Here is a 23,250-nt window from a genome sequence, read left to right as displayed (position 1 = left end):
TCTCACGTTCCGCCGCCCTCACGCGTTTACTGATCGTGATGCTTCCGTTCGAGACCGTCGTGGCCACCCACGGCCCCGTGGTGCTGCGGGTCTGTCGCGCCGTGGTCGGTCCCGTCGACGCCGACGACGCGTGGTCGGAGACCTTCCTCGCCGCACTCCGGGCGTACCCCGACCTGCCCGAGGACGCGAACGTGCAGGCCTGGCTGGTGACCATCGCGCACCGCAAGGCCGTCGACGTTCATCGCGCGGCAGCTCGTCGGCCCGTGCCTACCGATTCAGTTCCGGACGTCGCCACGATGGTGCCCGACGAGAATCACGCCCTGTGGTCCGCGGTCGCGGCCCTGCCCGACACTCAGCGACTGGCCGTCGCGTACCACCACATCGCGGGGCTCCCTCATGCGGACGTCGCTGCGCTGCTGGGTAATTCGACCACCGCCGCCCGGCGTGCCTGTGCCGACGGCATCGCGACGCTGCGCCGCACGACCACGAGGAGTGAGCTGCTGTGACCACCGCCGCCGAACTGACCGCGCTCCACGAGCGACTGACGCACCGCGCCGCCGAGGAAGGACTGCTCGACGTCGCGTACCGCACCCTCGACTCACCCGTCGGCACGCTCCTCGTGGCGGCCACCGAGCGAGGTGTCGTGCGCGTGGCCTTCGACGTCGAGAACCACGACACGGTCCTGCAGACGCTGGCCACCCGCATCAGTCCACGCGTGCTCCGAGCGCCGGCCCGGCTCGACCCGGTGGTCCGCGGGCTCGACGCGTTCTTCGCCGGGACGTCCCGCGTCGTCGACGTCGACCTGGATCTGCGCCTCGCTGCAGGGTTCCGTCGCGACGTCCTGACGCATCTCCGGCGCATCCCCTACGGCGAGACCCGGAGCTACGCCGCCGTGGCCGCGGAGACGGCCAGCCCGAAGGCCGTCCGCGCCGTGGGATCGGCCTGCGCGCGCAATCCGCTGCCCCTGGTCATCCCATGTCATCGCGTGGTGCGGTCGGACGGAACGCCCGGTCGCTACGCCGGCGGTGAGGCCGCCAAGCAGCTTCTGCTCGAGCTCGAGACACAGAACTACTAGGCGGTATTAGTCTCGAAGCATGTCCTCTGCTGCTGATGTTCCCGCGCACCTCGTTCTGTCTCGTCGCGATCTCGAGTTCCTCCTCTACGAATGGCTCGACGTCGAGTCGTTGACCGAGCGGAAGCGCTTCTCCGATCATTCTCGCGAGACGTTCGACGCGGTGATGGAGCTCAGCGAGCAGATCGCGGTGAAGCACTTCGCGCCGCACAACAAGAAGGCGGACGCGAACGAGCCGCACGTCGGCGAGGACGGCAAGGTCGTCCTGATTCCCGAGGTCGAGCAGGCGCTGAAGGTGTTCAACGACGCCGGCCTCATCTCCGGGCAGTTCGACGACTCGCTCGGCGGCATGCAGCTGCCGACCACGGTGTCGAAGGCGTCGCTCGCGTGGTTCCAGGCCGCGAACACCGGCACCGCGACCTATCCCTTCCTCACGATCGGCAACGCCAATCTCCTCATCGAGTACGGCAGCGAGGAGTTGGTCGACGCCTATGTCCGGCCCATGCTCGAAGGCCGTTTCCACGGGACCATGTGCCTGTCCGAGCCCGGTGCCGGATCGTCGCTCGCCTACATCACCACCAAGGCCGTCGAGCAGGGTGACGGCACCTACGCGGTGACCGGAACCAAGATGTGGATCTCGGGCGGCGAGCACGAACTCGGTGAGAACATCGTGCACCTCGTCCTCGCCAAGATCCCCGGCGGTCCGGCGGGCGTGAAGGGCATCTCGCTGTTCGTCGTACCCAAGACGCTGGTGAACGCGGACGGGTCGCTGGGCGAGCGCAACGACGTGAACCTCGTCGGCCTGAACCACAAGATGGGGTACCGCGGAACCACCAACACGCTCCTCGCGTTCGGCGAGAACGGCGGCGCCACAGGCTATCTCGTCGGCGAGCCGCACAAGGGCCTGTCGTACATGTTCAAGATGATGAACGAGGCGCGCATCGGCGTCGGCATGGGCGCGACCGCGCTGGGCTACACCGGCTACCTGCACTCGGTGGCGTACGCCCGCGACCGTGCACAGGGCCGGCCCGTCGGTGACAAGGATCCGGCTGCCCCGCAGGTGCCGATCATCGACCACTCCGACGTCCGCCGCATGCTGCTCGCGCAGAAGTCCTACGTCGAGGGCGGTCTGGCCCTGGGTCTGTACTGCTCCCGGCTGGTCGACGAGCAGATCACCGGCGAGCAGGACGCGGCGGATCGCGCCGGGTTCCTCCTCGACGTGCTCACCCCCATCGCCAAGGCGTGGCCGTCGCAGTGGTGCCTCGAGGCCAACAACCTCGCGATCCAGGTGCACGGCGGGTACGGCTACACCCGCGACTACAACGTCGAGCAGTTCTACCGCGACAATCGCCTCAACCCCATCCACGAGGGAACGAACGGCATCCAGGGCCTCGACCTCCTCGGACGCAAGGTCGTCGCGCAGGGCGGCCGAGGGCTCCAGCTCCTCGTCGAGACCATCACGGAGACCATCGACGCGATGTCGGGCGAGTACGCCGACGCCCTGCGAGCGGCAGTGGATCGCCTCGTGGCCGTCACCGGCACGCTGTGGGGTCAGGGCGACGCCGAGGTGGCGCTGGCCAACTCGTCCGCGTACCTCGAGGCGACCGGTCACGTGGTCGTCGCGTGGCTCTGGCTCGACCAGCTCCGGGCGATCGGCGACAAGGAAGGCGCCTTCTACGACGGCAAGCGTGTCGCGGCGCAGTACTTCTTCCGATACGAGCTCCCCAAGACGGGCCCACAGTTCGACCTGCTCGAGAACCTGGACCGTACGACGCTGGACCTCGACACCGCGGTTCTGTAGGGCAGGGCGCCCGGCCGCGCTCCGCGGATCGTTCGGTGCACCCGCGATCGGGGGTGCGGGTGGCGAACTGCGGTGCGCTCTAGCTTCGCCGGGCGCACCGCTCGTCGCCGCGCGCACCTTCCACGGTGCGCAGAGAACCGGGCGCTGCGCCCGGCCGCGCTCCGCGGATCGTTCGGTGCACCCGCGATCTGAGGTGCGGGTGGCGAACTGCGGTGCGGAGAGCAGCGCGTACCGCGTAATGCCCGTCACACACACCTGGCAACGCGGTGCAGCGACTGCTTAGATACAAGATGTGCGCAACACAGATGCAACCGAGACGTCGTCCGACCGGGCGTACGCGACGGTCAAGGAGCTCATCGTCTCCGGCGAGCTGCCGGGCGGGGAGCTGATCAGCGAGGGGCAGATCGCCGAGCGCACCGGCACCAGCCGCACCCCGGTCCGTGAGGCCTTCCTCAGGCTCGCGGCCGAAGGATGGATGCGGCTCTACCCCAAGCGCGGGGCCCTCGTGGTTCCCGTCGCCCCCGACGAGGCCACCCATCTCGTCGCCGCCCGTCGACTCGTCGAGACCGGATCGCTCGAGGCGTTCGCACAGGATCCGGGCAGCCGGGCCTCCGCCGCCGCACAGATGCGCGAGAGCCTCGACCGGCAGCGCGTTCTCGCGGAGGCGGGCGACTCCCTCGGCTTCGCTGCCGAGGACGCAGACTTCCACACCATCGTCGTCACGCACGGGGACAACCCGCTGCTGTCGACCTTCTACTCAGGATTGCGCGACCGGCAGCGCCGCATGACCGCGAACTCCGTGGCGCGCAATCCGGACGTGTTGGCGTCGATCATCGGCGACCACACCCGTCTCACCGCACTCGTCGAGCAGGGCGACGTCGCCGCGTACGACGACGCCCTCTCCCTCCACATGGCAGCCACGCACGCGCTGCCGCGTGGAATCCGCTGAAGGACCCCACCATGACCGTTCTCGACCGCACGACCACCACCCGCACCTGGCTGCCCGTGGCGCTCGGCATGCTCGCCGTCGCCTGGGGCGGCAACGAGTTCACGCCGCTCCTCGTGATGTACCGCGAGGGTCACGGCTTCTCGCCCGTCGTCGTCGACGTGTTCCTCTTCGCCTACGTCGTCGGCATCGTGCCGGCCCTGCTGATCGGGGGCCCGCTCTCGGATCGCTACGGACGGCGGCCGCTCATGGTGCCCGCGCCGGCCGTCGCCGCCGCGGGATCTCTCGTCATCGCCCTCGGCGCGCACTCGGCCCCGATCCTCGCGACCGGCCGCGTGCTCAGCGGCATCGCGTTGGGGCTGGGTATGGCCGTCGGCGGCAGTTGGTTGAAGGAGCTGTCCGCGGACGGCTCGGGTGCCCGCCGTGCCGCCATGTCGCTCACGGGCGGATTCGCCACGGGCGCGGGGGTCGCCGGGGTGCTCGCGCAGTGGGCGCCGTGGCCCGAGGTGCTGCCGTACCTGGTGCACGTCGCGTTGGCAGCACTGGCCACCGTGGCCCTGCTCGGGGTGCCCGAGACGCGAGCGCGTGCGGTGGACGGCGCCTCGCTGCTGTCTGATCTGCGTATCCCGTCGGCGGGTCACCGTCGGTTCGTGTCCGTCGTTCTTCCCATGGCGCCGTGGGTCTTCGGCGCGGCCAGCGTCGCGTACGCAGTGCTGCCCGGTCTGATGGCCGACCACTCCGGCGCGTTCCCCATCGCGTTCTCCGCACTGCTCGGCGTGGTCGCGCTGTCGTCCGGCTTCGCCATCCAGGCCGTCGGCCGACGCATCGACACCGCGTCGAGTGCGCGCGCCGTCCTGGTCGCGCTGGGCATCATCGTCGTCGGCATGGTGCTGGTCTCGGTCGCCGCCGACGTGCTGACGATCCCGATGGCGCTGCTCGCCGCCGCGGTGCTCGGGTGCGGCTACGGCATGGCGATGGTGTCGGGCCTGCAGGAGGTGCAGCGCATCGCGGGACCGCGTGATCTGGCCGGACTCACCGCGGTGTTCTACTCGGTGACCTATCTCGGCTTCGCAGTGCCGGCGATTCTGGCGCTGCTCGTGCAGGAGTTCCCCGACGCGATCACCTACCCCGAACTGTTCACGGCCGGTGCGGTTCTCGCCGCGGTGTCATTGGTGCTCGTCGCGACGAGAACGCGGTCGCACCTGCCGTCAGGGCAGTCGGGGTAGCCGCTTCTTCTCGAGCCAGGACTCCCAGAACTCGTCGGTGCTGCCGTACTGCTTCGCCAACCCGACGAAGTCCGACGTCGCCACGGTGGCGTGGCGGAAGGTCGTGGTCCACTCGCGGATCAGTTCGAAGAACGCCGCGTTGCCGATGGTGCGCCGAAGTGCGTGCAGGGCAAGGGCTCCGCGCTTGTACACGCGGTCGTCGAACATGTCCTCCGGTCCTGGATCTCCCAGCACGATGTCCTGCGGCAGGGACGACAGGCGGCTGTGTGCGCGGGTGGCCTCCTGGTGCGCGGACGGTCCGCCCGAGCTCTCCGACCAGATCCACTCGGAGTAGCAGGCGAAGCCCTCGTGCAACCAGATGTCGCTCCACCGCGCGATGGTGAGGCTGTTGCCGAACCACTGGTGCGCCAGTTCGTGGGCGACGAGTCGCTCGTACTCGCGGTCGCCGTCACAGTGATTGGCGCCGAAGATCGACAGCGTCTGTGCCTCGACGGGGATCTCCAACTCGTCGTCGGTGACGACGACGGAGTACGACTCGAACGGATAGGGGCCGAACGACTCGACGAACGTCTCCATCATCTGCTGCTGACGGCCGAAGTCGTGATCGAAGTTCTGGCGCAGACGCGCCGGCAGGATCGCGTCGATCGGCACGGGGGAGTCGCTGACCCGGTGTTTCTCGTACTGGCCGATCTGCACGGTCGCGAGGTATGAAGCCATCGGTTCGGGCTGGTCGTACACCCAGGTGGTGCGCGAGGACTTCACGTACTTCCGCGTCAGTGTGCCGTTCGAGACGACGTGGTACGGGGAATCGGCAGTGATCGAGATGGTGTACGCCGCTTTGGAACTGGGATGGTCGTCGCACGGGAACCACGATGCGGCGCCGTTGGGTTGGCTCGCGACGAGGGCGCCGTCGGTGAGCTCCTCCCACCCGACCTCACCCCACACGCTGCGAATCGGTGCGGGGTTGCCGCTGTAGGCGACGGTGGCCGTGAAGGAGGCGCCCTCGTCGATGGCACGCTGCAGCGTGACCGTCAGCTTGCCGCCCCGATGGGTGAACCGGACACCGCGCATTCCGGTGACACTCACCTTGGACGGGGTGAGGGCCGGACCCATGTCGAGTGAGAACTTGGTGATCGACCGGGTGGCCACCGCGTGCACGACGGCCTTGCCGGACAGGCGGTTCGACTGCACCTTGTACTCGAGGTCGAGGGCGTATCGCTCGACCGAGTACCCGCGGTTGCCGTTCTGCGGCAGGTACGGGTCGATGGGAGAGTCCGGCATCACTTCTCGGTCCAGGGTGCGATGGGGTTGCCCTGCCACCGGCTCGACTCGGGGACGGTGTCGCCGCGCATGACCAGCGAGGCCGGTCCGACCGTGGCACCCGCCCCGATTCCCGCTGCGGGCAGTGCGACGCAATGCGGGCCCAGCGTGGCTCCCGCCCCCAAACTCACCGTGTCCATGCTCATGATCCGATCATGGAACAGATGTGTCTGCACGACGCACCCTCTGTTGACGGTGGCACCGTCGCCGAGCGTGATGAGGTCGGCCTCCGGCAGCCAGTAGGTCTCACACCAGACTCCCTTCCCGATGTGGGCGCCGAGCCAGCGCAGCCACAGGTTCAGCACCGGGGTTCCCTCGGCGGCGCGGGCGAACCACGGGGCGGCGACGACCTCGACGAACGTGTCGGCCACTTCGTTGCGCCACACGAACGAACTCCACAGCGGGTGCTCCACCGCACCGATGCGGCCGACGAGCGACCACTTGGCGACGGCGGAGATTCCGGCCGCGACGGCGCCGGCGATCAGCAACACGACGCCGCTGAGCAGGGCGGCGGCCCAGTAGCCCAGCGTCCCGGCGATCCAGGTCAGGGCGGCGAGGACGCCGAACCCGATGCCGAACGACACGACGACGGGCACGAGTCGACAGGTCTCGACCACGGCGCGGGCGATCTTGAGTCGCCGCGGCGGGTCGAAGGTGCGGGTGGTGTCGGACGAGTTGGGCGCTCGGCGCAAGCGCACCGGCGGGCTGCCGAGCCACGACGATCCCGACTTCGCCTTGGCGGGTGCGGCCGACAGCACGGCGACGAGGCCGTTCTTCGGCACGCGTCGACCCGCGGCCGCCATGCCGGAGTTGCCGAGGAACGCACGCTTGCCCACCTTGGCCTCGCCGAGCAGCATCCAGCCGCCGCCGAGCTCGTAGCTGGCGATCATGGTGTCGTCCGCCAGGAACGCACCGTCGCCGACTGTCGTGAACTTCGGGACCATCAGGACCGTCGACGCCTCCACGTCCTTGCCGATGGTCGCGCCGAGCAGCCGGAGCCATCCCGGAGTGAGCAGACTCGCGTAGAGCGGGAAGAGGAACGTACGGGCCGAGTCCATCAGGCGTTCGGTGGCCCACACCTGCCAGCCGATGCGACTGCGTACCGCGTGGTGGCCGGGAATCAGCCCGATCGACAGCAACCGCACGGACACGAGCGTGACCGCTGCGAAGACGAGCAACGACACCGCGGTGGCGGGAGCGAGCAGCGCCAGCCCGAGGCCGATCGCACCGGGCAGGGTGGTCGCGTGCGCGACTCCGACGGCGACGAGGAGCAGGCCCGCGGCAATGGACAGGAGGGGAAGTCCCGACAGCAACAGCGACGTCACGCCGTAGACGGGCACCCAGCCGCGACCGCGCGGCGGCGCCTCGTCCGGCCACGGGTGCATCGCCTTGCCGACCTTCGCGGCGGGCGAGCCGGACCACTGCTGACCGGCTTTGACCTTGCCGGAGACGGCCGATCCCGCGGTGATCTCGGCGCGGCGGCCGATCCTGGCTCCGGGAAGCAGGGTCGACCGCGCACCCACCGTGGCGCCGGCGCCGACCTCGATCGAGCCGATGTGCACGACGTCGCCGTCGATCCAGTAACCGGACAGATCGACCTCCGGCTCGAGCGAGCATCCGTCACCGAGAGTCAGCATGCCGGTCACCGGAGGCAGGGTGTGCAGATCGACGTCGCGGCCGACCGTCGCACCGAGTGCGCGGGCGTAGTAGACCATCCACGGCGCGCCCGACAGGTTCGAGGCACCGCTGGCGTCGGTCAACCGGTTGGCGGTCCACAGCCGGAGGTGCACGCTGCCGCCGCGCGGATGGGCGCCCTCCGTGACGCCGCGCATGAGGAGCCGTGATCCGGCGACGGAGATCGCCATCCGGCCCACGGGCGTCACGAACAGCAGAAACCCGAGCGCGAGCCACCACCAGGACACCGTCGGCAGCCAGGGGCGGGGAGCGAACCAGCTGAATGTGTTCGCCATGATGCCGAGCCAGGTCACCCATTGCAGCCCGGTCAACGTCGTCAGCGGCAGGGTCGCGAGGACCTGCACCACCTGGGCCGTCCGGGGTGTGGGGACCACGATGCGCTTCGCGGTCACCGGCGGGGGGACGAGCGAGTCGAGCAACGCGACGAGCGAGCCGAGTCGCGGATGGTCGTAGAGCTGCGCGACCGTGATCTCGGGGAAACGCTCGCGCAATCGGGTCACGAGCAGTGCGGCCGAGAGCGATCCGCCACCGGCAGCGAAGAAGTCCGCGTCCAGGGATCCGATCTCGGCGCCCAGCACGTCGCTCCACAGCTCGGCCACCCAGCCGGCGGTCCCGGCGAGAGAGGCGTCGTCCGGAGTCGAACCACGCTTGGGCAGCGGCCACGGCAGAGCCGCGCGGTCGACCTTGCCGGAGGTGCGGGTGGGCAGTTCGTCGACGAGTGCGAGACGCGGAACCATCGCGGCGGGAAGCTGTTCCGCGAGGAGCTCGCGCGCGCGGACGAGGTCGAAGTCCGGGTCGGTGCTGGCGACATAGCCCACCAGCACGGGTGTTCCGGAGCCGGTGGTCCGCACTGCGGCGGCTGCGCCGCTCACACCGGGGAGGGCCTGCAGGGCGTTGTCCACCTCACCGAGCTCGATGCGGCGCCCGCCGACCTTCACCTGATCGTCGGCGCGGCCCTGGAAGAGCAGCCCCTCGAGCTCGAGCCGCACGAGATCGCCGCTGCGGTAGGCGCGGTCCCATCCGAGAGTCGCCATGGGAGCGTACTTCTCGGCGTCCTTCACCGGATCGAGGTAACGCGCGAGGCCGACGCCACCGATGACGAGCTCACCCACCTCGCCCACCGCGACCGGCTCCTCGTCCGGGCCCACGACGGCGAGGTCCCATCCGTCGAGCGGCAGCCCGATGCGCACCGGTCCGACACCGTCCATGAGAGCGGCGCAGGCGACGACGGTGGCCTCGGTGGGCCCGTAGGTGTTCCAGACCTCGCGGCCCGGAACAGCCAGTCGCTCAGCGAGATCCGGCGGGCAGGCCTCGCCGCCGAAGATGAGCAACCGGACGTCCTCGAGCGCTTCGCGAGGCCACAGCGCCGCCAGGGTCGGCACCGTCGACACCACGCTGATGTCACGTGCGACGAGCCAGGGGCCGAGGTCCATGCCACTGCGCACGAGGGAGCGAGGCGCGGGAACGAGGCACGCGCCACTGCGCCAGGCGAGCCACATCTCCTCGCACGACGCGTCGAACGCCACGGAGAGCCCCGCCAGCACTCGATCGCCCGGGCCCATGGGTCGGTCCTGCAGGAACAGTCGTGCCTCGGCGTCCACGAACGCCGCCGCGTTGCGATTGCTCACCGCGACGCCCTTGGGCTTGCCGGTCGAGCCCGAGGTGAAGATGACCCAGGCGTCGTCGTCGGGTGTGGGATGGCCGACCGCGCGACCGGTCCCCGCGGTGTCGGTTCGGGTCACGCCGCCGTCCGCGATGATCGCGGTGACGCCGGCCTCCGAGAACACCAGCTCGGCCCGCTCGTCCGGGTCGTCGACGTCCACCGGGACGTAGGCCGCACCGGCGGCGATGACCGACAGGATCGCCGCGTAGAGCGAGTAACTGCCCGACGGCATGCGGACCCCGACGCGATCGCCGGCGCAGACGCCGTGTCGGGACAGCCACCGAGCGCCCTCGTCGATGTTGTCGAGCAGTTCGCTGTAACTGATGGTGGTGTCGCCGTCGTCGATGGCCGGCGCATCGGGGAATGCCCGCGCGGTGTCCTCGAGGATGTCGACGAGGGTGCGCACCGCGGCCGCCACGGAGGAACGGAGGTAGGCCTCGGGAACACGGGTCTGCAGTGACAAGACGAACGGCCTCTCGCATCGAACAGGGACGACGGAACGCTGGCGGGTGTGACGACACGTTATTGCACGCCCAGTTTGCGGGTTGGTGAACAACTCCGCCGACCCGGCGCGCGTGCGGCGAACCAGTTGACAACTCGGGCGACCGTTTGCCATCCTGCTTCCAGGTCACGAGTACCAGCATCAAGCCCCGGCTCGCTGGTCGGCAACCCTCCTCCGCGGTGGGGTGCTCCGGGTGACGACCTGGCCGCGCTCCGACGACGGAGGCGGCAAGCGCGGATCGACGCCTCTCGTCAGATCGCGGCCCTCGTGCCGTGCGTCGATCCCTCGACGGAGGGATTCCTCATGACCACAGTTCTGCAGCGCCCCATCGCATCCGTGCACGGCCGGGACCATCAGGTGACGTGTGCCGACGGCCGCACCACTCGCAGCATCGATCTGGACTACGCGGCCAGCGCTCCCGCGCTCGACGCGGTGGTCGAGCGAGTACGAGAGGTGTTGCCGCACTGCGCGAGTGTGCACCGCGGCGCCGGCCACAAGTCGCAGGTCTGCACCCGGGAGTACGAGTCCGCCCGGAACACGGTGCACCGCTTCTGCGGCGCGGATCCCGACGACGTGGTCGTGTTCACGCGGAACACCACCGACGCGCTGAATCTCCTGGCGGGCTGCGTTCCCGGGGACACGGTGGTGCTGGACATCGAGCATCACGCGAATCTGCTGCCGTGGCGGAACCGCCGGGTGGTGCGATCGGCGGACTCGGTCGATGAGACTCTGACTCGGCTCGGCGACGAACTCGCGTCGAGACCTGCTGCGCTGCTTGCCGTCACGGGTGCCTCCAACGTGACGGGCGAGGTCCTGCCCCTCGATCGACTCGCGGATCTGGCGCACCGACACGGTGCCCGCATCCTTGTCGACGGGGCGCAACTCGTTCCGCACCGCGCCGTGGACATCACCGCGGCGGGCATCGACTACCTGGCTTTCAGTGGTCACAAGCTGTACGCGCCCTTCGGAGCGGGAGTGCTCGTGGGACGGCGTGACTGGCTCGATGTGGCCGAGCCGTACCTCGCGGGCGGTGGAGCCACCCGGCACGTGTCCGTCCTCGGTGCGTCGGTCGACATCGACTGGGCGCCGTCCCCGGCGCGGCACGAGGCCGGCACACCCAATCTCCTCGGCGCCGTCGCGATCGCCGCGGCGTGCGACGAGATCGGCGCGATCGGCCACGGTGCCATCGCCACTCACGATCAGGAGTGCACGGACGCCCTGCTCGGCGGGCTCACCGCTCTGGCCGGTGTGTCGGTCCTCCGTCTGTGGAGCGACTCCGCCGACATCGTCGGCATCGTGTCCTTCACCGTCGACGGTGTCGACGCGGGTGCACTCGCCACCACACTGGCCGACGATCACGGCATCGCGGTGCGGGCTGGGAAGTTCTGCGCCCACCCCCTCCTCTCGCGGGTAGGCGCGGCCGACGGTGCCGTGCGGGCGAGCATCGGGCTGGGGACCACCGCCGACGATGTCGACCGCTTCGTGGAGGCGGTGCGTGTGACGTGCCTCTCACTGCGGGATCGCGTCACCACCGGATCGTTAGCATCAGCATCATGACGAGGAGCAGGTTGTGGGGTCGACGACACGTCGACCTCTGCCGTGCGACCTCGAGCGCCTGTCCGGTCCGGTGATCGTGCGACTCACTTCACCCCACAGCCTCCGCTGCACCCACGACTGACTGGACAACTCATGACCACGGTGTCTTCCGACTCCCTCGTCTTCCTCGACGGCGTCTCCGGTACCTCCCCGGACGTCGTCCGGTTCTCCGCCGCCGATCTCTCCGAGGCCCAGAGCCGCTACGCGACCCTCAAGGCCGAGCACCCCGGTGCTCGTGTCGTGGTGGACATCGACGTGCACATCGCCGCCGACGCCCGGACCGCCCGCCGCGAGGTGCTGGCGTCGGACAGCAAGCCTCGCCCCGGCACGCTGCAGTACGTCGGGACCGCGTCGGGTCTCGCAGGCCTCGTCGCCGACATCGTGACGGTCGACGTGGCGGACGGCGTGACCCTGCGTCCGGTGGTGGAGCAGACGCGGGAGTCCGTCGTCCGGGCGATCACCACCGAGGTGGTGCCCGCCCTGGAGGTTCGGCGTCTGCGCGCGTCCTGAGGCTCAGCCCTCGCGGGTCTCGGGGCCCATGTCCACAGCGAGCCCGGCGGTGATGCGCAGCAGTTCGGGGTAGGTCGTGCGGAAGAGGGTCGCGGGGTGACCCGCTGCAGCCCACAGCCGTTCGAAGCGTTCCAGCGCCGTGTCGACGAACGTCGGCAGATTCGTCGGGTGGCCCACGGGCGCGATCCCGCCCACCGGTTGCCCGGTGGCGTGTTCGACCACGTCGATCGATGCGCGGGTCAGCGTGCCCTCGAGACGTCGACCGGTGGCATCGAGGTCCACGTTGTGTGCACCCGACACCAGCAGCAACACCGGGTCGTCGTCGAGCAGGAACACCAGCGACTTGCAGACGGCACCGAGCGGAACCCCGCTCACCGCCGCGGCCTGACGCGCCGTGTGCGTCGGCTCGGACTGCGTCACGATCACGCCGTGATGACCTCGGGCGATCAGAACGTCCGACACGTGTGCCGCAGCGGGATGGTGGATCCGCGTCATGGTCGCAGGATAGTCAGTCCACGCCGCCGGGACATCCGGTGAGCGGGAGCGCTGGCTATCCTGACCGGATGACACACACGGATGCGTGGAAAGCCTTCACGGTGACGACCGACGCCCATGTCGCGACGGTGACCCTCATCGGCCCGAACAAGGGCAATGCGATGGGTCCCGACTTCTGGTCGGAACTGCCTCTCGTCTTCTCCGCGCTCGACGCGGACCCCGAGGTACGCGCCATCGTGCTCGCCGGCTCGGGCCGCAACTTCAGCTACGGTCTCGACCTGCCCGCCATGGCAGGCGATTTCGGTGCGGTCATGGGGGACAAGGCACAGGCCGGTCCGCGCAGCACGTTCCACGACATGATCAAGCGCATGCAGGCGTCGATCAACGCGGTGGCCGACTGCCGCAAGCCCGTGGTGGCCGCCGTGCAGGGGTGGTGCATCGGCGGTGGGATCGATCTCATCTCGGCCGCCGACATCCGCTACGCCAGCGCGGACGCGACGTTCAGTGTGCGCGAGGTGAAGGTCGCCATCGTGGCGGACATGGGGTCGTTCGCCCGTCTGCCCGCGATCATCGGCGACGGTCATCTTCGCGAACTCGCGTTGACCGGAAAAGATATCGACAGTGCCCGGGCGCAGCAGATCGGTCTGGTCAACGACGTGTTCGACGACGCGGAGGCCGTGCTCGCCGCAGCGCGTGCCACGGCCACCGAGATCGCGGCGAACCCGCCTCTCGTGGTGCACGGGATCAAGGCGGTTCTCGACCACGGTCGCGTTGCGGCAGTGGAGGATTCGCTGCGCTACGTCGCCGCGTGGAACGCAGCTTTCCTGCCGTCCGAGGATCTGACGGAGGCCATCACCTCGGTGTTCGAGAAGCGCCCCGCGTCGTTCCAGGGCAAGTAGTAGAGACCCTGGTGGAACGGCCCGATCAGCGGAAGGCGCTCTTCGGGTCGTTCCACAGCTGATCGGTGAAGTCCTCGAGGACGACGAGCACCACCGAGTCCTCAGCGCGGCGCAGGATCGACTTGCTCGCCCGGACCTGGAGGATGTCGCCCTTCGAGTCCGTCATGCGCCAGAGCGAGTCGGCGCGGGTGGCGACGGTGGTCAGGAACGTCTCGGCGATGTTGACTCCGAGCGGTTCGTTGGCCGGGAAGATGTCCTGCAGTGTGAGGGTCTCGTTCGACCGGGGGGACTCCTCGTCGAAGCCCATCAGTTCGTCGAAGGCCTCGTTGGCGAAGACGACCGTGCCGCCGGGCTCGACGGCGAGGACGGCCAACGGAATGCGGTCGAGCACGACGGTCACCGGCAGTGACGGGAACTGCGTCGTGGTCGAGACCGCCTCGGACGTGGGATTTCTCCGGTCGCTCACAGCGTCACTCATCGGTGGTACCGCACCCTTACGTCGTGGCTCGTTCGTCCTGACACGGCCCGGGGGACCGCGGATGCGATGCTATCAGCGGACAGCACCGCATCCGGGTTTCCGACGGTCTCTAGTGGTCGCCCTGGTTCTTCAGGCGCTCGACCGATGCCTCGAACTCCGCCTCGGCCTCGGCGCGGCCGACCCAGTTGGACCCGGTGACGTGCTTGTTCGGCTCGAGATCCTTGTAGTGCAGGAAGAAGTGCTCGATCGCGTCGAGCTCGAACTGCGAGACGTCCGAGAGATCCTGGATGTGGTCCCACCGCGGATCGCCCGCCGGGACGCACAGCACCTTGTCGTCGCCGCCGGCCTCGTCGACCATCTTGAACATCGCCACGGGGCGGGCCTCGACGAGGACGCCGGGGAACACGGACTCCGGCAGCAGGACGAACGCGTCGAGCGGATCGCCGTCCTCACCGAGGGTGTTCTCGATGAAGCCGTAGTCCGCGGGGTAGCCCATCGCCGTGTAGAGGTAGCGGTCCAGGCGCACTCGCCCGGACTCGTGGTCGACCTCGTACTTGTTGCGCTGACCCTTGGGGATCTCGATGGTCACGTCGAACTTCACGTCCACTGTCCTTTGCTCGGTGGCCCGGCTACCTGCTCGGCGGCCACGTACTGTCGTGCAGTCGTCTGTCGGGCGCATCGAAGGACGCGCCGGTGGTCAGACAGTAACCGGCCGCGTCGATAGGGTGCGAGGAGAGGTGCATCGCCGGAGAACGGCCACGGACCCGCGAGTGGAGGAGAGACGTGAGCTCAGGGAAGCGGCCGTCCGGCACGCCGTTACGCACGCGCGTGCTGCTGATCGGAGCCTCGGTCGTGGTGCTCGTGCTGGCGATCGTCGGCGTCGCGCTGATCACCCCCACGCTCTCCGAGGACTCGACACCCGTGGCGACTTCACCCGAGCCGTCGCCCGTTCTGCCCGCCCCGCAGGTGGTTCCGGTCTCACCCGATGCGCCGAAACCGAGCCCGGCGGGCCTCGAGGCGGTGCTCGCCGCACCCCTGCGCAATCCCGATCTGGGCCGCTTCACCGGATCCGTCGCGGACGCGATCACCGGTGAGGTGCTGTGGAGCGCCGATGCGGACACCCCCATGACGCCGGCGTCGACCACCAAGATCCTCACGGCCGCGGCCGCCATGATGGCGCTGCCCGCCGACCACCGCGTGACCACCAAGGTCGTGGCGGGCGACGCGGCCGGTCAGGTGGTACTCGTCGGTGACGGCGACCCCACGCTCACGGCGGAGCCGGTCGGGCGACCCGGGTTCTACGACGGGGGAGCCCGCATCGACGACCTCGCCGAACAGATCCGCAGGTCCGGCACGACCGTCACGTCCATCGCCGTGGACGGCGGCGCGTACTCGGGGCCGGAGCAGGCGCAGGGCTGGTTCCCCGGCGACGTGGCCGCCGGATACATCGCACCCATCGAACCGATCACCCTCGACGGGGGTCGCTCGGTGCCGACGGTCGACGAGTCGCCGCGCAGCGCCACTCCCGGTCTCGACGCCGGTCGGGCGTTGGCGCGTGCTCTCGGCCTGGACCCGGCCGTCGTGACGGACGGTCGCGCGCAGTCCGGTGCCGGATCTCTCGCGACGGTGCAGTCCGCGCCTCTGCGGCAGCGGCTCGGGCAGATGTTGGGGTTCTCGGACAACGTGCTCGCGGAGGCCGTCGGTCGCGAGATCGCCGAGGAGGTGGGCCGGCCCGCGTCGTTCGACGGGGCCACGGACGCCGTCCTGGAGACACTGCAGAAGAACGGCGTCGACGTCACCGGAGTCATGCTCGAGGACACCAGCGGACTCTCCGTCGACAATCTCATCCCTGCCCGGGTGCTGGGCGCGCTCGTCACCCGGGCCGCCGGGTCCGGCACCGAGAACCTGCGGCCGATGCTCGACTACCTGCCCGTCGCCGGTGCCACGGGCACGCTCGCCGCCCGCTACGCGTCGGGTGACCGCACGGCCGCGGGGTGGCTGCGCGCCAAGACGGGAACGCTCTCGACCGCCAGTGCGTTGGCCGGATACGTGACCGACGAGAGCGGCCGGGTGTTGACGTTCGCGTTGATGTCCAACGACAGGCCGCCCGAGGTCGGTCGTCCGGCCCTGGACGCACTCGCGTCGACGCTCCGCTCCTGCGGCTGCACCTGACCGGTCGATTTCGAGAGAGAACAGGGGTGAGGGCATGTCCGACACTGGTGTGATCGATTGGGGTCTGGCGGCCCGGACGGGTGCCCGGCTCGCACCACGGGGTCCGAAGACGTCGCGGTACACCGCGGACGCGGCGCTGCGCGAACTGGCCGACGCGTCGGTACGCGCCGAGGGCCCCGTGCGCGAGGTCACGGGACTCGCCGACGGTCTGCCCGTCCCGGCGGCGCGCGTGCTCGATCGGCCGGAGTGGATCGCCGCCGCGTCCGAGTCGATGCGGCATCTCGTCAGTGACTCCGACGGCGACGACAGTTCGTTCCTCGGCGGCAAGCCGGGCGGCGTGCAGGCGGGCGCGATGCTGGCGTTCCTGTCGACGGCCATTCTCGGGCAGTACGACCCCTTCACCGGTCCGGACGGAACGCTGCTGCTCGTGGCACCCAACATCGTCTCCGTGGAGCGATCGCTTCGCCTGCGGCCCAGCGACTTCCGACTGTGGGTGTGTCTGCACGAGGTGACGCACCGCGTGCAGTTCTCGTCGTCGCCGTGGCTCGCGGGTTACATGAAGGACAGCGTCACCACGCTGCAGGGCGGCGCGGACGAGCCCCTGGCCGACGTCGTGGGACGCCTCGCGGCGGCGGTGCGGTCCCGCGGGCAGGACGGCGGCGACGGCGGCATCATCGGCCTGCTCCGGGCGACGCAGGCACCCGCGCAGCAGGAGGCACTCGATCGTCTGCTGGTGCTCGGAACGCTGCTCGAAGGCCATGCCGACCACGTGATGGACGCGGTGGGTCCCGCGGTGGTGCCGTCGGTCTCGGCGATCCGCAAGGCCTTCGACGCCCGTCGCACGCGGAAGCAGAACCCGGTGCAGCGCGTGATCCGCGCGCTGCTCGGGATGGACGCGAAGATGGCGCAGTACGTCCGCGGCAAGGCGTTCGTCGACGCCGTCGTCGGCCAGGTCGGCATGGAGCGTTTCAACACCGTGTGGACCGACGCGGACACGTTGCCGCTGCTCTCCGAGATCGAGGCGCCGGAGAAGTGGACGCAGCGAGTTCTGGGATGACCGGCGTCCCGGCATGACCGGGGCACGCCCGATGCCGGAGGGCCCGCACCTGCTCACGGTGCGGCGGGCGGTGCGCGCCTGGTTCGGGGAGCACTGCCCGGAGCGCGCCGTCGTCGTCGGGCTGTCGGGTGGTGCGGACTCGCTGGCGCTCACCGCCGCCTGTGTGGCCGAGGGCGCACAGGTGCACGCCGTGGTCGTCGACCACGCGCTGCAGGCGGGTTCGGCCGAGGTGGCGCACAGGGCCGCCGAGCAGGCACGAGACCTCGGGTGTTCCCGCGCCGAGGTGAGGACCGTGTCGGTGACCGGGGCGGGTGGACCCGAGGCCGCGGCCCGGCGCGCCCGGTACGCCGCTCTCGACGCGGTCCGCGGTGACCGCCCGATCCTGCTGGGCCACACGCTGGACGACCAGGCCGAGACCGTCCTGCTCGGACTCGCCCGCGGATCCGGGTCCCGATCGCTGCGGGGGATGGCGGCCTGGGACCCGCCGCGAGGTCGGCCGCTGTTGACCGTGCGCCGCGAGTCCACCGTCGGCGCGTGCGCCGAACTGGGTCTCGCCGCGTGGGACGACCCGCACAACCTCGACCCGTCCTTCGTTCGGGTCCGACTCCGCGGCGAGGTGCTCCCGCTGCTGGAGGACGTCCTGCACGGCGGTGTCGCCGCCGCGCTCGCGCGCACCGCCGACCAGCTGCGCGAGGACGGCGCCGTTCTCGACGCACTCGCCGCGGACATCGCCGTGTCCGCCCGCGTCGGCGACGCGCTGGAGGTGTCCGCCCTCGTGGAGGTACCGGGTGCACTCCGTCGGCGGGTGATCCGCGAGTGGCTGGCCGACTGTGGAGTGCCGTTGCGCAACGAGGCGCAGGTGCGCGCCGTGGACGATCTCGTCGGCGCGTGGCGCGGGCAGGGCGGCGTCGCGGTGGCCGGGGGCGGCCCGGTCGAGAGGTTGGTCGTCGAGAGACGACGTGGCAAGCTCGACCTGGTTCGGTGGACCGGCCGGGCCGCGAGCGAGTGAAGGGACACCCGTGTACGAGGGCGACATCGCATCGATCCTGATCTCCCGAGAGGAGATCGACAAGCGTATCGCCGAGCTGGCCGAGGAGATCGCCGCTCGCTATCCGGTGGGGGCTCCCGAGGGTGATCTGCTGCTCGTCGGAGTTCTCAAGGGCGCCATCATGTTCATGACGGATTTCGCACGCGCACTGCCGATCCCGAGCCAGCTCGAGTTCATGGCGGTCAGTTCGTACGGATCGTCCACGTCCTCGTCGGGCGTCGTCCGCATCCTCAAGGACCTCGACCGCGACATCCACGGCCGCCACGTCCTCATCGTGGAGGACATCATCGACTCCGGTCTGACGCTGTCGTGGTTGATGAAGAACCTCGCCACGCGCCAGCCCGCATCGCTCGAGGTGGTCACCCTGCTCCGCAAGCCCGACGCGGTGAAGGTGGACGTCGACGTCGCGAACGTCGGCTTCGACATTCCGAACGAGTTCGTCGTGGGCTACGGCCTCGACTACGACGAGCGTTACCGCGACCTTCCCTACATCGGACTGCTGGAACCGCGGGTCTACGGAGGCTGATCGAATGTCGCGCGAACAGGTCGGCCCCACCGCCACGTCCATCGCGGACGACGTCCGGAACGGGCGGGTCCAACCTGCCGCGGTCGCCCGAGAAGCGTTGGACCGCATCGCCGCTCGCAACGACGACCTGCACGCGTTCGTCGTGGTGCGTCCCGACGAGGTGCTCCGGGAAGCGGACGCGGTCGCCGTTCGAGCGAATCTACGGGCCCTGCCGCTCGCCGGCGTTCCGGTGGCGATCAAGGACAACGTCCCGGTGACGGGCTACCCGATGCGCAACGGTTCGCTCGCGACATCCGACACTCCCGCCGCCGCGGATCACCCGGTGGTCGCGCGCCTGCGCGGCGCGGGCGCTGTGATCGTCGGTCTCACCTCGGTTCCCGAGCTGTGCCTGTGGGGCGCGACGGACGGTGCCGACGGCATCGCCCGCAATCCGTGGAACCGCGACCTCACCCCGGGCGGATCGTCCGGTGGCGCCGCCGCCGCGGTCGCCTCGGGCATGGTGCCCGTCGCCCACGGCAACGACGGCATGGGGTCCATCCGGATCCCCGCCGCGAACTGCGGACTGGTCGGCATCAAGCCGGGGCTCGGCCTCGTCCCGTCCGAACTGGGCAACGGCTCGTGGTTCGGCATGTCGGAGAACGGTCCGTTGACCACGACCGTCGCCGACGCGGCGCTCCTGCTCTCGGTCATGGCGGACGATCCGGATCTCGCCTACGTCGACGCTCCCGAGACCACGCGCATCGGGGTCGCCGTGGAGTCGCCGTCGCCCGTCGTGCGAGTGGATCCCCACTTCCGGCAGGCCGCACTCGACGTCGCCCGGGAGCTCGAGCGGATCGGGCACCGCACCAGCACGGCAGCGCTGCCCTACCCGGCGAGTCCACTCGGGCAGCTCGCCCGCTGGACGGCCGGCGGAGCCGCGGACGCCGCGGGGCTCGACGTGTCGGCGCTGCAGAAGCGAACCCGTCGCCACATCGCGGTGGGTCGGCGAGCGGCACGGTTCGTGCGGCCGTCGCAGACCGAGACGCTCACGCGACGCATGCGCTCGTACTTCGAGAGTGTCGACGTGGTGCTGACGCCGGCGCTCGCCGCGCCGCCGATCCGTGCGGACCGGTGGAGCGAGCGCGGGTGGGCAGCCAACATGGCGGCCAACATTCGCTACGCACCCTTCGCGGCACCGTGGAACTTGCTGGGGTGGCCGGCCGTGGGTGTGCCCGCGGGACTCCATCCCGAGTCGGGGACTCCGCTGGCCGTGCAGCTGGCGGGACCTCCCGGGTCCGAGCGTCGACTGCTGGCGCTCGCGGCACAGATCGAACAGCATCGGCCCTGGCCACGCACCGCGGCCGACCGGTAACACTCGTCACGCGCAGCTGGGCGCGGGAACCTCACCGCGTGTCGGCGCGTTGACCGAGATGTGCGCGCCGCCCGGCCGTCCGCATCCGCGGTAACCTGGCTTGTCCGGTGCGCAACCGGCAACGATCGAGAACTGCTGCCGGCCGACCGACGCGAACCATGACCACCTGCCTGTGAGTCCGACTGCCATCGAGGGCGACGCTGTATGAACCGCAAGACTTTGTTCCGCAACCTGGCGATAGTCGCCGGCATCCTGTTGGTGATCTTCGCCTTCAGCTACTTCGGCGACGACACGCGGGGGTGGAAGAGTGTCGACACGTCGGTCGCCGTCGCGCAGCTCGACGACCAGAACGTGCAGACCGCGCAGATCGACGACCGCGAGCAGCAGGTCCGTCTGACGCTGAAGAGCGGCAACGACGCCACCGGCAACGAGACGCAGATCATCTCGCAGTACCCGGACGCCGCGTCGCAGCAGATCTTCGACAAGGTCGCCGCGTCGGGTGCCGAGAGCTACGACACCGAGGTGACGCAGGACAGCTGGTTCACGTCGATCCTGGTGTTCCTGCTCCCCATGATCATCCTGCTGGGCATCTTCATCTTCGTGATGTCGCGCATGCAGGGCGGCGGGCGCGGCGGTGTGATGGGCTTCGGCAAGTCCAAGGCCAAGCAGCTCACCAAGGACATGCCGAAGACGACGTTCGCGGACGTGGCAGGCGCGAACGAAGCGGTCGAAGAGCTGTACGAGATCAAGGACTTCCTGCAGAACCCGGCCCGCTACCAGGCACTCGGCGCGAAGATCCCCCGCGGCGTGCTGCTCTACGGCCCTCCCGGAACCGGCAAGACGCTGCTCGCCCGCGCCGTCGCCGGTGAGGCCGGCGTGCCGTTCTTCACCATCTCCGGTTCCGACTTCGTCGAGATGTTCGTCGGCGTCGGTGCCTCACGTGTGCGCGACCTGTTCGAGCAGGCCAAGCAGAACAGCCCCTGCATCATCTTCGTCGACGAGATCGACGCCGTCGGTCGCCAGCGCGGGGCCGGTCTGGGCGGCGGACACGACGAGCGCGAGCAGACGCTCAACCAGCTGCTCGTCGAGATGGACGGCTTCGGTGAGCGCACCGGCGTCATCCTCATCGCCGCGACCAACCGCCCCGACATCCTCGATCCCGCCCTGCTGCGCCCGGGCCGTTTCGACAGGCAGATCCCGGTCGGCGCCCCCGACCTCGCAGGACGCCGCGCGATTCTCGCGGTGCACTCGAAGGGCAAGCCGATCGCGCAGGACGCCGACCTCGAAGGTCTGGCCAAGCGCACCGTCGGCATGTCGGGCGCGGATCTCGCGAACGTCATCAACGAGGCCGCACTGCTCACGGCGCGGGAGAACGGCACCGTGGTCACCGAGGCCGCCCTCGAGGAGTCGGTGGACCGCGTCATCGGCGGACCTCGACGCAAGAGCCGCATCATCAGCGAGCACGAGCGCAAGATCACGGCGTACCACGAGGGTGGTCACACCCTCGCGGCGTGGGCGATGCCCGACATCGAGCCGATCTACAAGGTCACCATCCTCGCCCGCGGCCGCACCGGTGGTCACGCGATGACGGTGCCGGAGGACGACAAGGGCCTGATGACGCGCTCCGAGATGATCGCGCGCCTCGTCATGGCGATGGGCGGCCGCGCTGCCGAGGAGCTCGTCTTCCACGAGCCGACCACGGGAGCGTCGTCCGACATCGACCAGGCGACCAAGATCGCTCGCGCCATGGTCACCGAGTACGGCATGAGCAGCAAGCTCGGCGCCGTCCGGTACGGCCAGGAGCAGGGCGATCCGTTCCTGGGCCGCTCGATGGGCGTCCAGTCCGACTACTCGCACGAGGTCGCCCGGGAGATCGACGGGGAGGTGCGCAACCTCATCGAGGCCGCGCACACCGAGGCATGGGCCATCCTGAACGACTACCGCGACGTCCTCGACATCCTGGCCACCGAGCTGCTCGAGCGCGAGACGCTCACGCGCAAGGATCTGGAGAAGATCTTCACCGGCGTCGAGAAGCGTCCCCGCATCACCGCGTTCAACGACTTCGGTGATCGAGTTCCGTCGTCGAAGCCCCCGGTGAAGACGCCGCGCGAGCTCGCGACCGAGCGCGGGGAGCCGTGGCCTCCCGTCTCGATCGTCAAGGAGCCGAGCTACGCCGGCCAGGCCCAGAACGGTCAGGCACAGAACGGCCAGAACGGCCACGCCCAGAACGGGCACGGCCAGAACGGTCACGGTCAGAACGGGCAGGGCCAGAACGGGTCGACCCCGAACGGTCAGGGTGGCGCACATCGCGGCGGCCGTCCCGGCTCCTCGATGCCCGACTACGGCGCACCGGCCGGCTGGTCCGCACCGGGATGGCCTCCTCGCGAGAACGAGGCACCTCGGTACCCGGAGCCGCAGGGTTACGGCCAGCCGCAGGGCTACGGGCAGCCGCAGGGTTACGGGCAGCCGCAGGGATACGGGCAGCCGCAGGGATACGGGCAGCCGCAGGGATACGGGCAGCCTCAGGGTCAGGGTGACCCGCAGGGCTACCAGGGTCCGCGTGGGTATCAGGAACCGCGCGGGTACGACGAGCCCCAGCCCTACCAGGAACCCCAGCCCTACCAGGAACCCCAGCCCTATCGGGAACCGCAGGCGTACCAGGAACCGCAGCCCTATCAGGAGCCGTACCAGGATCCGCAGCCGTACGGGCAGTACCCCGGTTCGGGTGTGGGGGAGCCGGCTCAGCCCGAGCCGCGGTACCGCAACCCGCAGAACCCGGAGGGGCAGTACCAGCCTCCGCGTGACGAGGCCGAGGATCCCCAGCTGCCGCCGAACACCCAGCGGTGGGAGGGCCCGGACGCGCGCTAGAGTCGCTCGTCCGACCCTCTCGTCC

Annotated in this window: 19 protein-coding genes and 1 riboswitch; of the genes, 14 read left to right on the top strand and 5 right to left on the bottom strand. The window is 69.8% G+C overall.

Annotation, left to right across the window (positions count from 1 at the left end; all coding sequences use genetic code 11):
- Positions 1-38: 38 nt before the first annotated feature.
- The 5 genes from HQ306_RS19535 to HQ306_RS19515 all read left to right on the top strand — a co-directional run bounded on the left by HQ306_RS19535 (position 39) and on the right by HQ306_RS19515 (position 5,045).
- Positions 39-506, top strand: a complete 468-nt coding sequence (locus tag HQ306_RS19535; RefSeq protein WP_222633187.1) for an RNA polymerase sigma factor — start codon at positions 39-41, stop codon at positions 504-506.
- Positions 503-1,075: a methylated-DNA--[protein]-cysteine S-methyltransferase gene (locus HQ306_RS19530; protein ID WP_222633186.1), complete on the top strand. Its 573-nt coding sequence runs from the start codon at positions 503-505 to the stop codon at positions 1,073-1,075. The genes HQ306_RS19535 and HQ306_RS19530 overlap by 4 nt, the downstream gene beginning before the upstream one ends.
- Before the next feature lie 19 nt (positions 1,076-1,094).
- Positions 1,095-2,873 carry an acyl-CoA dehydrogenase gene (locus HQ306_RS19525; protein WP_222633185.1) on the top strand — a complete coding sequence of 593 codons (1,779 nt, stop codon included), beginning with the start codon at positions 1,095-1,097 and terminating at the stop codon, positions 2,871-2,873.
- A gap of 292 nt (positions 2,874-3,165) precedes the next feature.
- A complete protein-coding gene (locus HQ306_RS19520) occupies positions 3,166-3,822 on the top strand; it encodes a GntR family transcriptional regulator (RefSeq protein ID WP_037186307.1) in 657 nt (218 codons plus the stop codon).
- Positions 3,823-3,833: 11 nt separating this feature from the next.
- Complete coding sequence (locus HQ306_RS19515) at positions 3,834-5,045, top strand: MFS transporter (RefSeq protein ID WP_027506487.1); 1,212 nt, start codon at positions 3,834-3,836, stop codon at positions 5,043-5,045.
- Here the strand turns inward: HQ306_RS19515 and HQ306_RS19510 are convergent.
- Together HQ306_RS19510 and HQ306_RS19505 are read right to left on the bottom strand one after the other, a co-directional pair.
- The gene (locus HQ306_RS19510) at positions 5,028-6,326 is read right to left on the bottom strand and encodes a M1 family metallopeptidase (RefSeq protein WP_222633184.1); all 1,299 of its coding nucleotides are present in this window, start codon (positions 6,324-6,326) and stop codon (positions 5,028-5,030) included. The two genes, HQ306_RS19515 and HQ306_RS19510, sit on opposite strands and share 18 nt — an antisense overlap.
- The gene (locus tag HQ306_RS19505) at positions 6,326-10,186 is read right to left on the bottom strand and encodes a Pls/PosA family non-ribosomal peptide synthetase (RefSeq protein ID WP_261770085.1); all 3,861 of its coding nucleotides are present in this window, start codon (positions 10,184-10,186) and stop codon (positions 6,326-6,328) included. Before HQ306_RS19505 ends, HQ306_RS19510 begins: the two co-directional genes overlap by 1 nt.
- A gap of 163 nt (positions 10,187-10,349) precedes the next feature.
- Positions 10,350-10,465, top strand: a riboswitch (SAM riboswitch).
- Positions 10,466-10,528: 63 nt separating this feature from the next.
- Here HQ306_RS19505 and HQ306_RS19500 point away from each other — a divergent pair.
- Positions 10,529-11,782 carry an aminotransferase class V-fold PLP-dependent enzyme gene (locus HQ306_RS19500; RefSeq protein WP_222633182.1) on the top strand — a complete coding sequence of 418 codons (1,254 nt, stop codon included), beginning with the start codon at positions 10,529-10,531 and terminating at the stop codon, positions 11,780-11,782.
- Between the two features lie 132 nt (positions 11,783-11,914).
- Positions 11,915-12,331, top strand: coding sequence for a hypothetical protein (locus tag HQ306_RS19495; protein WP_037186306.1), 417 nt, complete (start codon positions 11,915-11,917; stop codon positions 12,329-12,331).
- A gap of 3 nt (positions 12,332-12,334) precedes the next feature.
- Here HQ306_RS19495 and HQ306_RS19490 read toward each other — a convergent pair whose 3' ends face one another.
- On the bottom strand, positions 12,335-12,826 hold the full coding sequence (locus HQ306_RS19490; protein ID WP_056443532.1) for a YbaK/EbsC family protein: 492 nt from the start codon (positions 12,824-12,826) through the stop codon (positions 12,335-12,337).
- A gap of 68 nt (positions 12,827-12,894) precedes the next feature.
- On the opposite strand from HQ306_RS19490, the gene HQ306_RS19485 reads away from it, so the two are divergent.
- The gene (locus tag HQ306_RS19485; protein WP_222633181.1) at positions 12,895-13,725 is read left to right on the top strand and encodes a crotonase/enoyl-CoA hydratase family protein; all 831 of its coding nucleotides are present in this window, start codon (positions 12,895-12,897) and stop codon (positions 13,723-13,725) included.
- Between the two features lie 25 nt (positions 13,726-13,750).
- Here the strand turns inward: HQ306_RS19485 and HQ306_RS19480 are convergent, their stop codons facing one another.
- Positions 13,751-14,203, bottom strand: coding sequence for a histidine kinase (locus tag HQ306_RS19480; RefSeq protein ID WP_027506481.1), 453 nt, complete (start codon positions 14,201-14,203; stop codon positions 13,751-13,753).
- Positions 14,204-14,312: 109 nt separating this feature from the next.
- Positions 14,313-14,804, bottom strand: a complete 492-nt coding sequence (locus HQ306_RS19475; RefSeq protein ID WP_027506480.1) for an inorganic diphosphatase — start codon at positions 14,802-14,804, stop codon at positions 14,313-14,315.
- A gap of 182 nt (positions 14,805-14,986) precedes the next feature.
- On the opposite strand from HQ306_RS19475, the gene dacB reads away from it, so the two are divergent.
- The 6 genes from dacB to ftsH all read left to right on the top strand — a co-directional run bounded on the left by dacB (position 14,987) and on the right by ftsH (position 23,225).
- Positions 14,987-16,375 (top strand): D-alanyl-D-alanine carboxypeptidase/D-alanyl-D-alanine-endopeptidase, encoded by a 1,389-nt coding sequence (dacB, locus tag HQ306_RS19470; RefSeq protein WP_308115523.1) that lies wholly within the window; start codon positions 14,987-14,989, stop codon positions 16,373-16,375.
- A gap of 34 nt (positions 16,376-16,409) precedes the next feature.
- Positions 16,410-17,432: a zinc-dependent metalloprotease gene (locus tag HQ306_RS19465; RefSeq protein WP_222633180.1), complete on the top strand. Its 1,023-nt coding sequence runs from the start codon at positions 16,410-16,412 to the stop codon at positions 17,430-17,432.
- A 13-nt stretch (positions 17,433-17,445) separates the two neighbouring features.
- Positions 17,446-18,441 carry a tRNA lysidine(34) synthetase TilS gene (gene tilS / locus HQ306_RS19460; RefSeq protein ID WP_222633179.1) on the top strand — a complete coding sequence of 332 codons (996 nt, stop codon included), beginning with the start codon at positions 17,446-17,448 and terminating at the stop codon, positions 18,439-18,441.
- A gap of 10 nt (positions 18,442-18,451) precedes the next feature.
- Positions 18,452-19,006: a hypoxanthine phosphoribosyltransferase gene (hpt, locus tag HQ306_RS19455; RefSeq protein ID WP_027506476.1), complete on the top strand. Its 555-nt coding sequence runs from the start codon at positions 18,452-18,454 to the stop codon at positions 19,004-19,006.
- 4 nt (positions 19,007-19,010) lie between these two features.
- Positions 19,011-20,357 carry an amidase gene (locus HQ306_RS19450; RefSeq protein WP_222633178.1) on the top strand — a complete coding sequence of 449 codons (1,347 nt, stop codon included), beginning with the start codon at positions 19,011-19,013 and terminating at the stop codon, positions 20,355-20,357.
- A gap of 204 nt (positions 20,358-20,561) precedes the next feature.
- Positions 20,562-23,225, top strand: coding sequence for an ATP-dependent zinc metalloprotease FtsH (gene ftsH / locus HQ306_RS19445; RefSeq protein ID WP_261770083.1), 2,664 nt, complete (start codon positions 20,562-20,564; stop codon positions 23,223-23,225).
- The last annotated feature ends 25 nt before the right edge of the window (positions 23,226-23,250 follow it).

This window comes from Rhodococcus sp. BP-160 (assembly GCF_019836205.1).
Classification (GTDB): Bacteria; Actinomycetota; Actinomycetes; order Mycobacteriales; family Mycobacteriaceae; genus Rhodococcoides.
Note: the sequence above shows the minus strand (reverse complement) of the source record. Positions and strands in the feature narration are given on the sequence as shown.

Excerpts from the sequence above, each read along its gene's own strand:
- HQ306_RS19535 (WP_222633187.1), top strand. The coding sequence starts at position 39 with ATGCTTCCGTTCGAGACCGTCGTGGCCACCCACGGCCCCGTGGTGCTG.
- HQ306_RS19525 (WP_222633185.1), top strand. The coding sequence starts at position 1,095 with ATGTCCTCTGCTGCTGATGTTCCCGCGCACCTCGTTCTGTCTCGTCGC.
- HQ306_RS19515 (WP_027506487.1), top strand. The coding sequence starts at position 3,834 with ATGACCGTTCTCGACCGCACGACCACCACCCGCACCTGGCTGCCCGTG.
- HQ306_RS19510 (WP_222633184.1), bottom strand. The coding sequence starts at position 6,326 with ATGCCGGACTCTCCCATCGACCCGTACCTGCCGCAGAACGGCAACCGC.
- HQ306_RS19500 (WP_222633182.1), top strand. The coding sequence starts at position 10,529 with ATGACCACAGTTCTGCAGCGCCCCATCGCATCCGTGCACGGCCGGGAC.
- HQ306_RS19495 (WP_037186306.1), top strand. The coding sequence starts at position 11,915 with ATGACCACGGTGTCTTCCGACTCCCTCGTCTTCCTCGACGGCGTCTCC.
- HQ306_RS19490 (WP_056443532.1), bottom strand. The coding sequence starts at position 12,826 with ATGACGCGGATCCACCATCCCGCTGCGGCACACGTGTCGGACGTTCTG.
- HQ306_RS19485 (WP_222633181.1), top strand. The coding sequence starts at position 12,895 with ATGACACACACGGATGCGTGGAAAGCCTTCACGGTGACGACCGACGCC.
- HQ306_RS19480 (WP_027506481.1), bottom strand. The coding sequence starts at position 14,203 with ATGAGTGACGCTGTGAGCGACCGGAGAAATCCCACGTCCGAGGCGGTC.
- HQ306_RS19465 (WP_222633180.1), top strand. The coding sequence starts at position 16,410 with ATGTCCGACACTGGTGTGATCGATTGGGGTCTGGCGGCCCGGACGGGT.
- tilS (WP_222633179.1), top strand. The coding sequence starts at position 17,446 with ATGACCGGGGCACGCCCGATGCCGGAGGGCCCGCACCTGCTCACGGTG.
- HQ306_RS19450 (WP_222633178.1), top strand. The coding sequence starts at position 19,011 with ATGTCGCGCGAACAGGTCGGCCCCACCGCCACGTCCATCGCGGACGAC.
- ftsH (WP_261770083.1), top strand. The coding sequence starts at position 20,562 with ATGAACCGCAAGACTTTGTTCCGCAACCTGGCGATAGTCGCCGGCATC.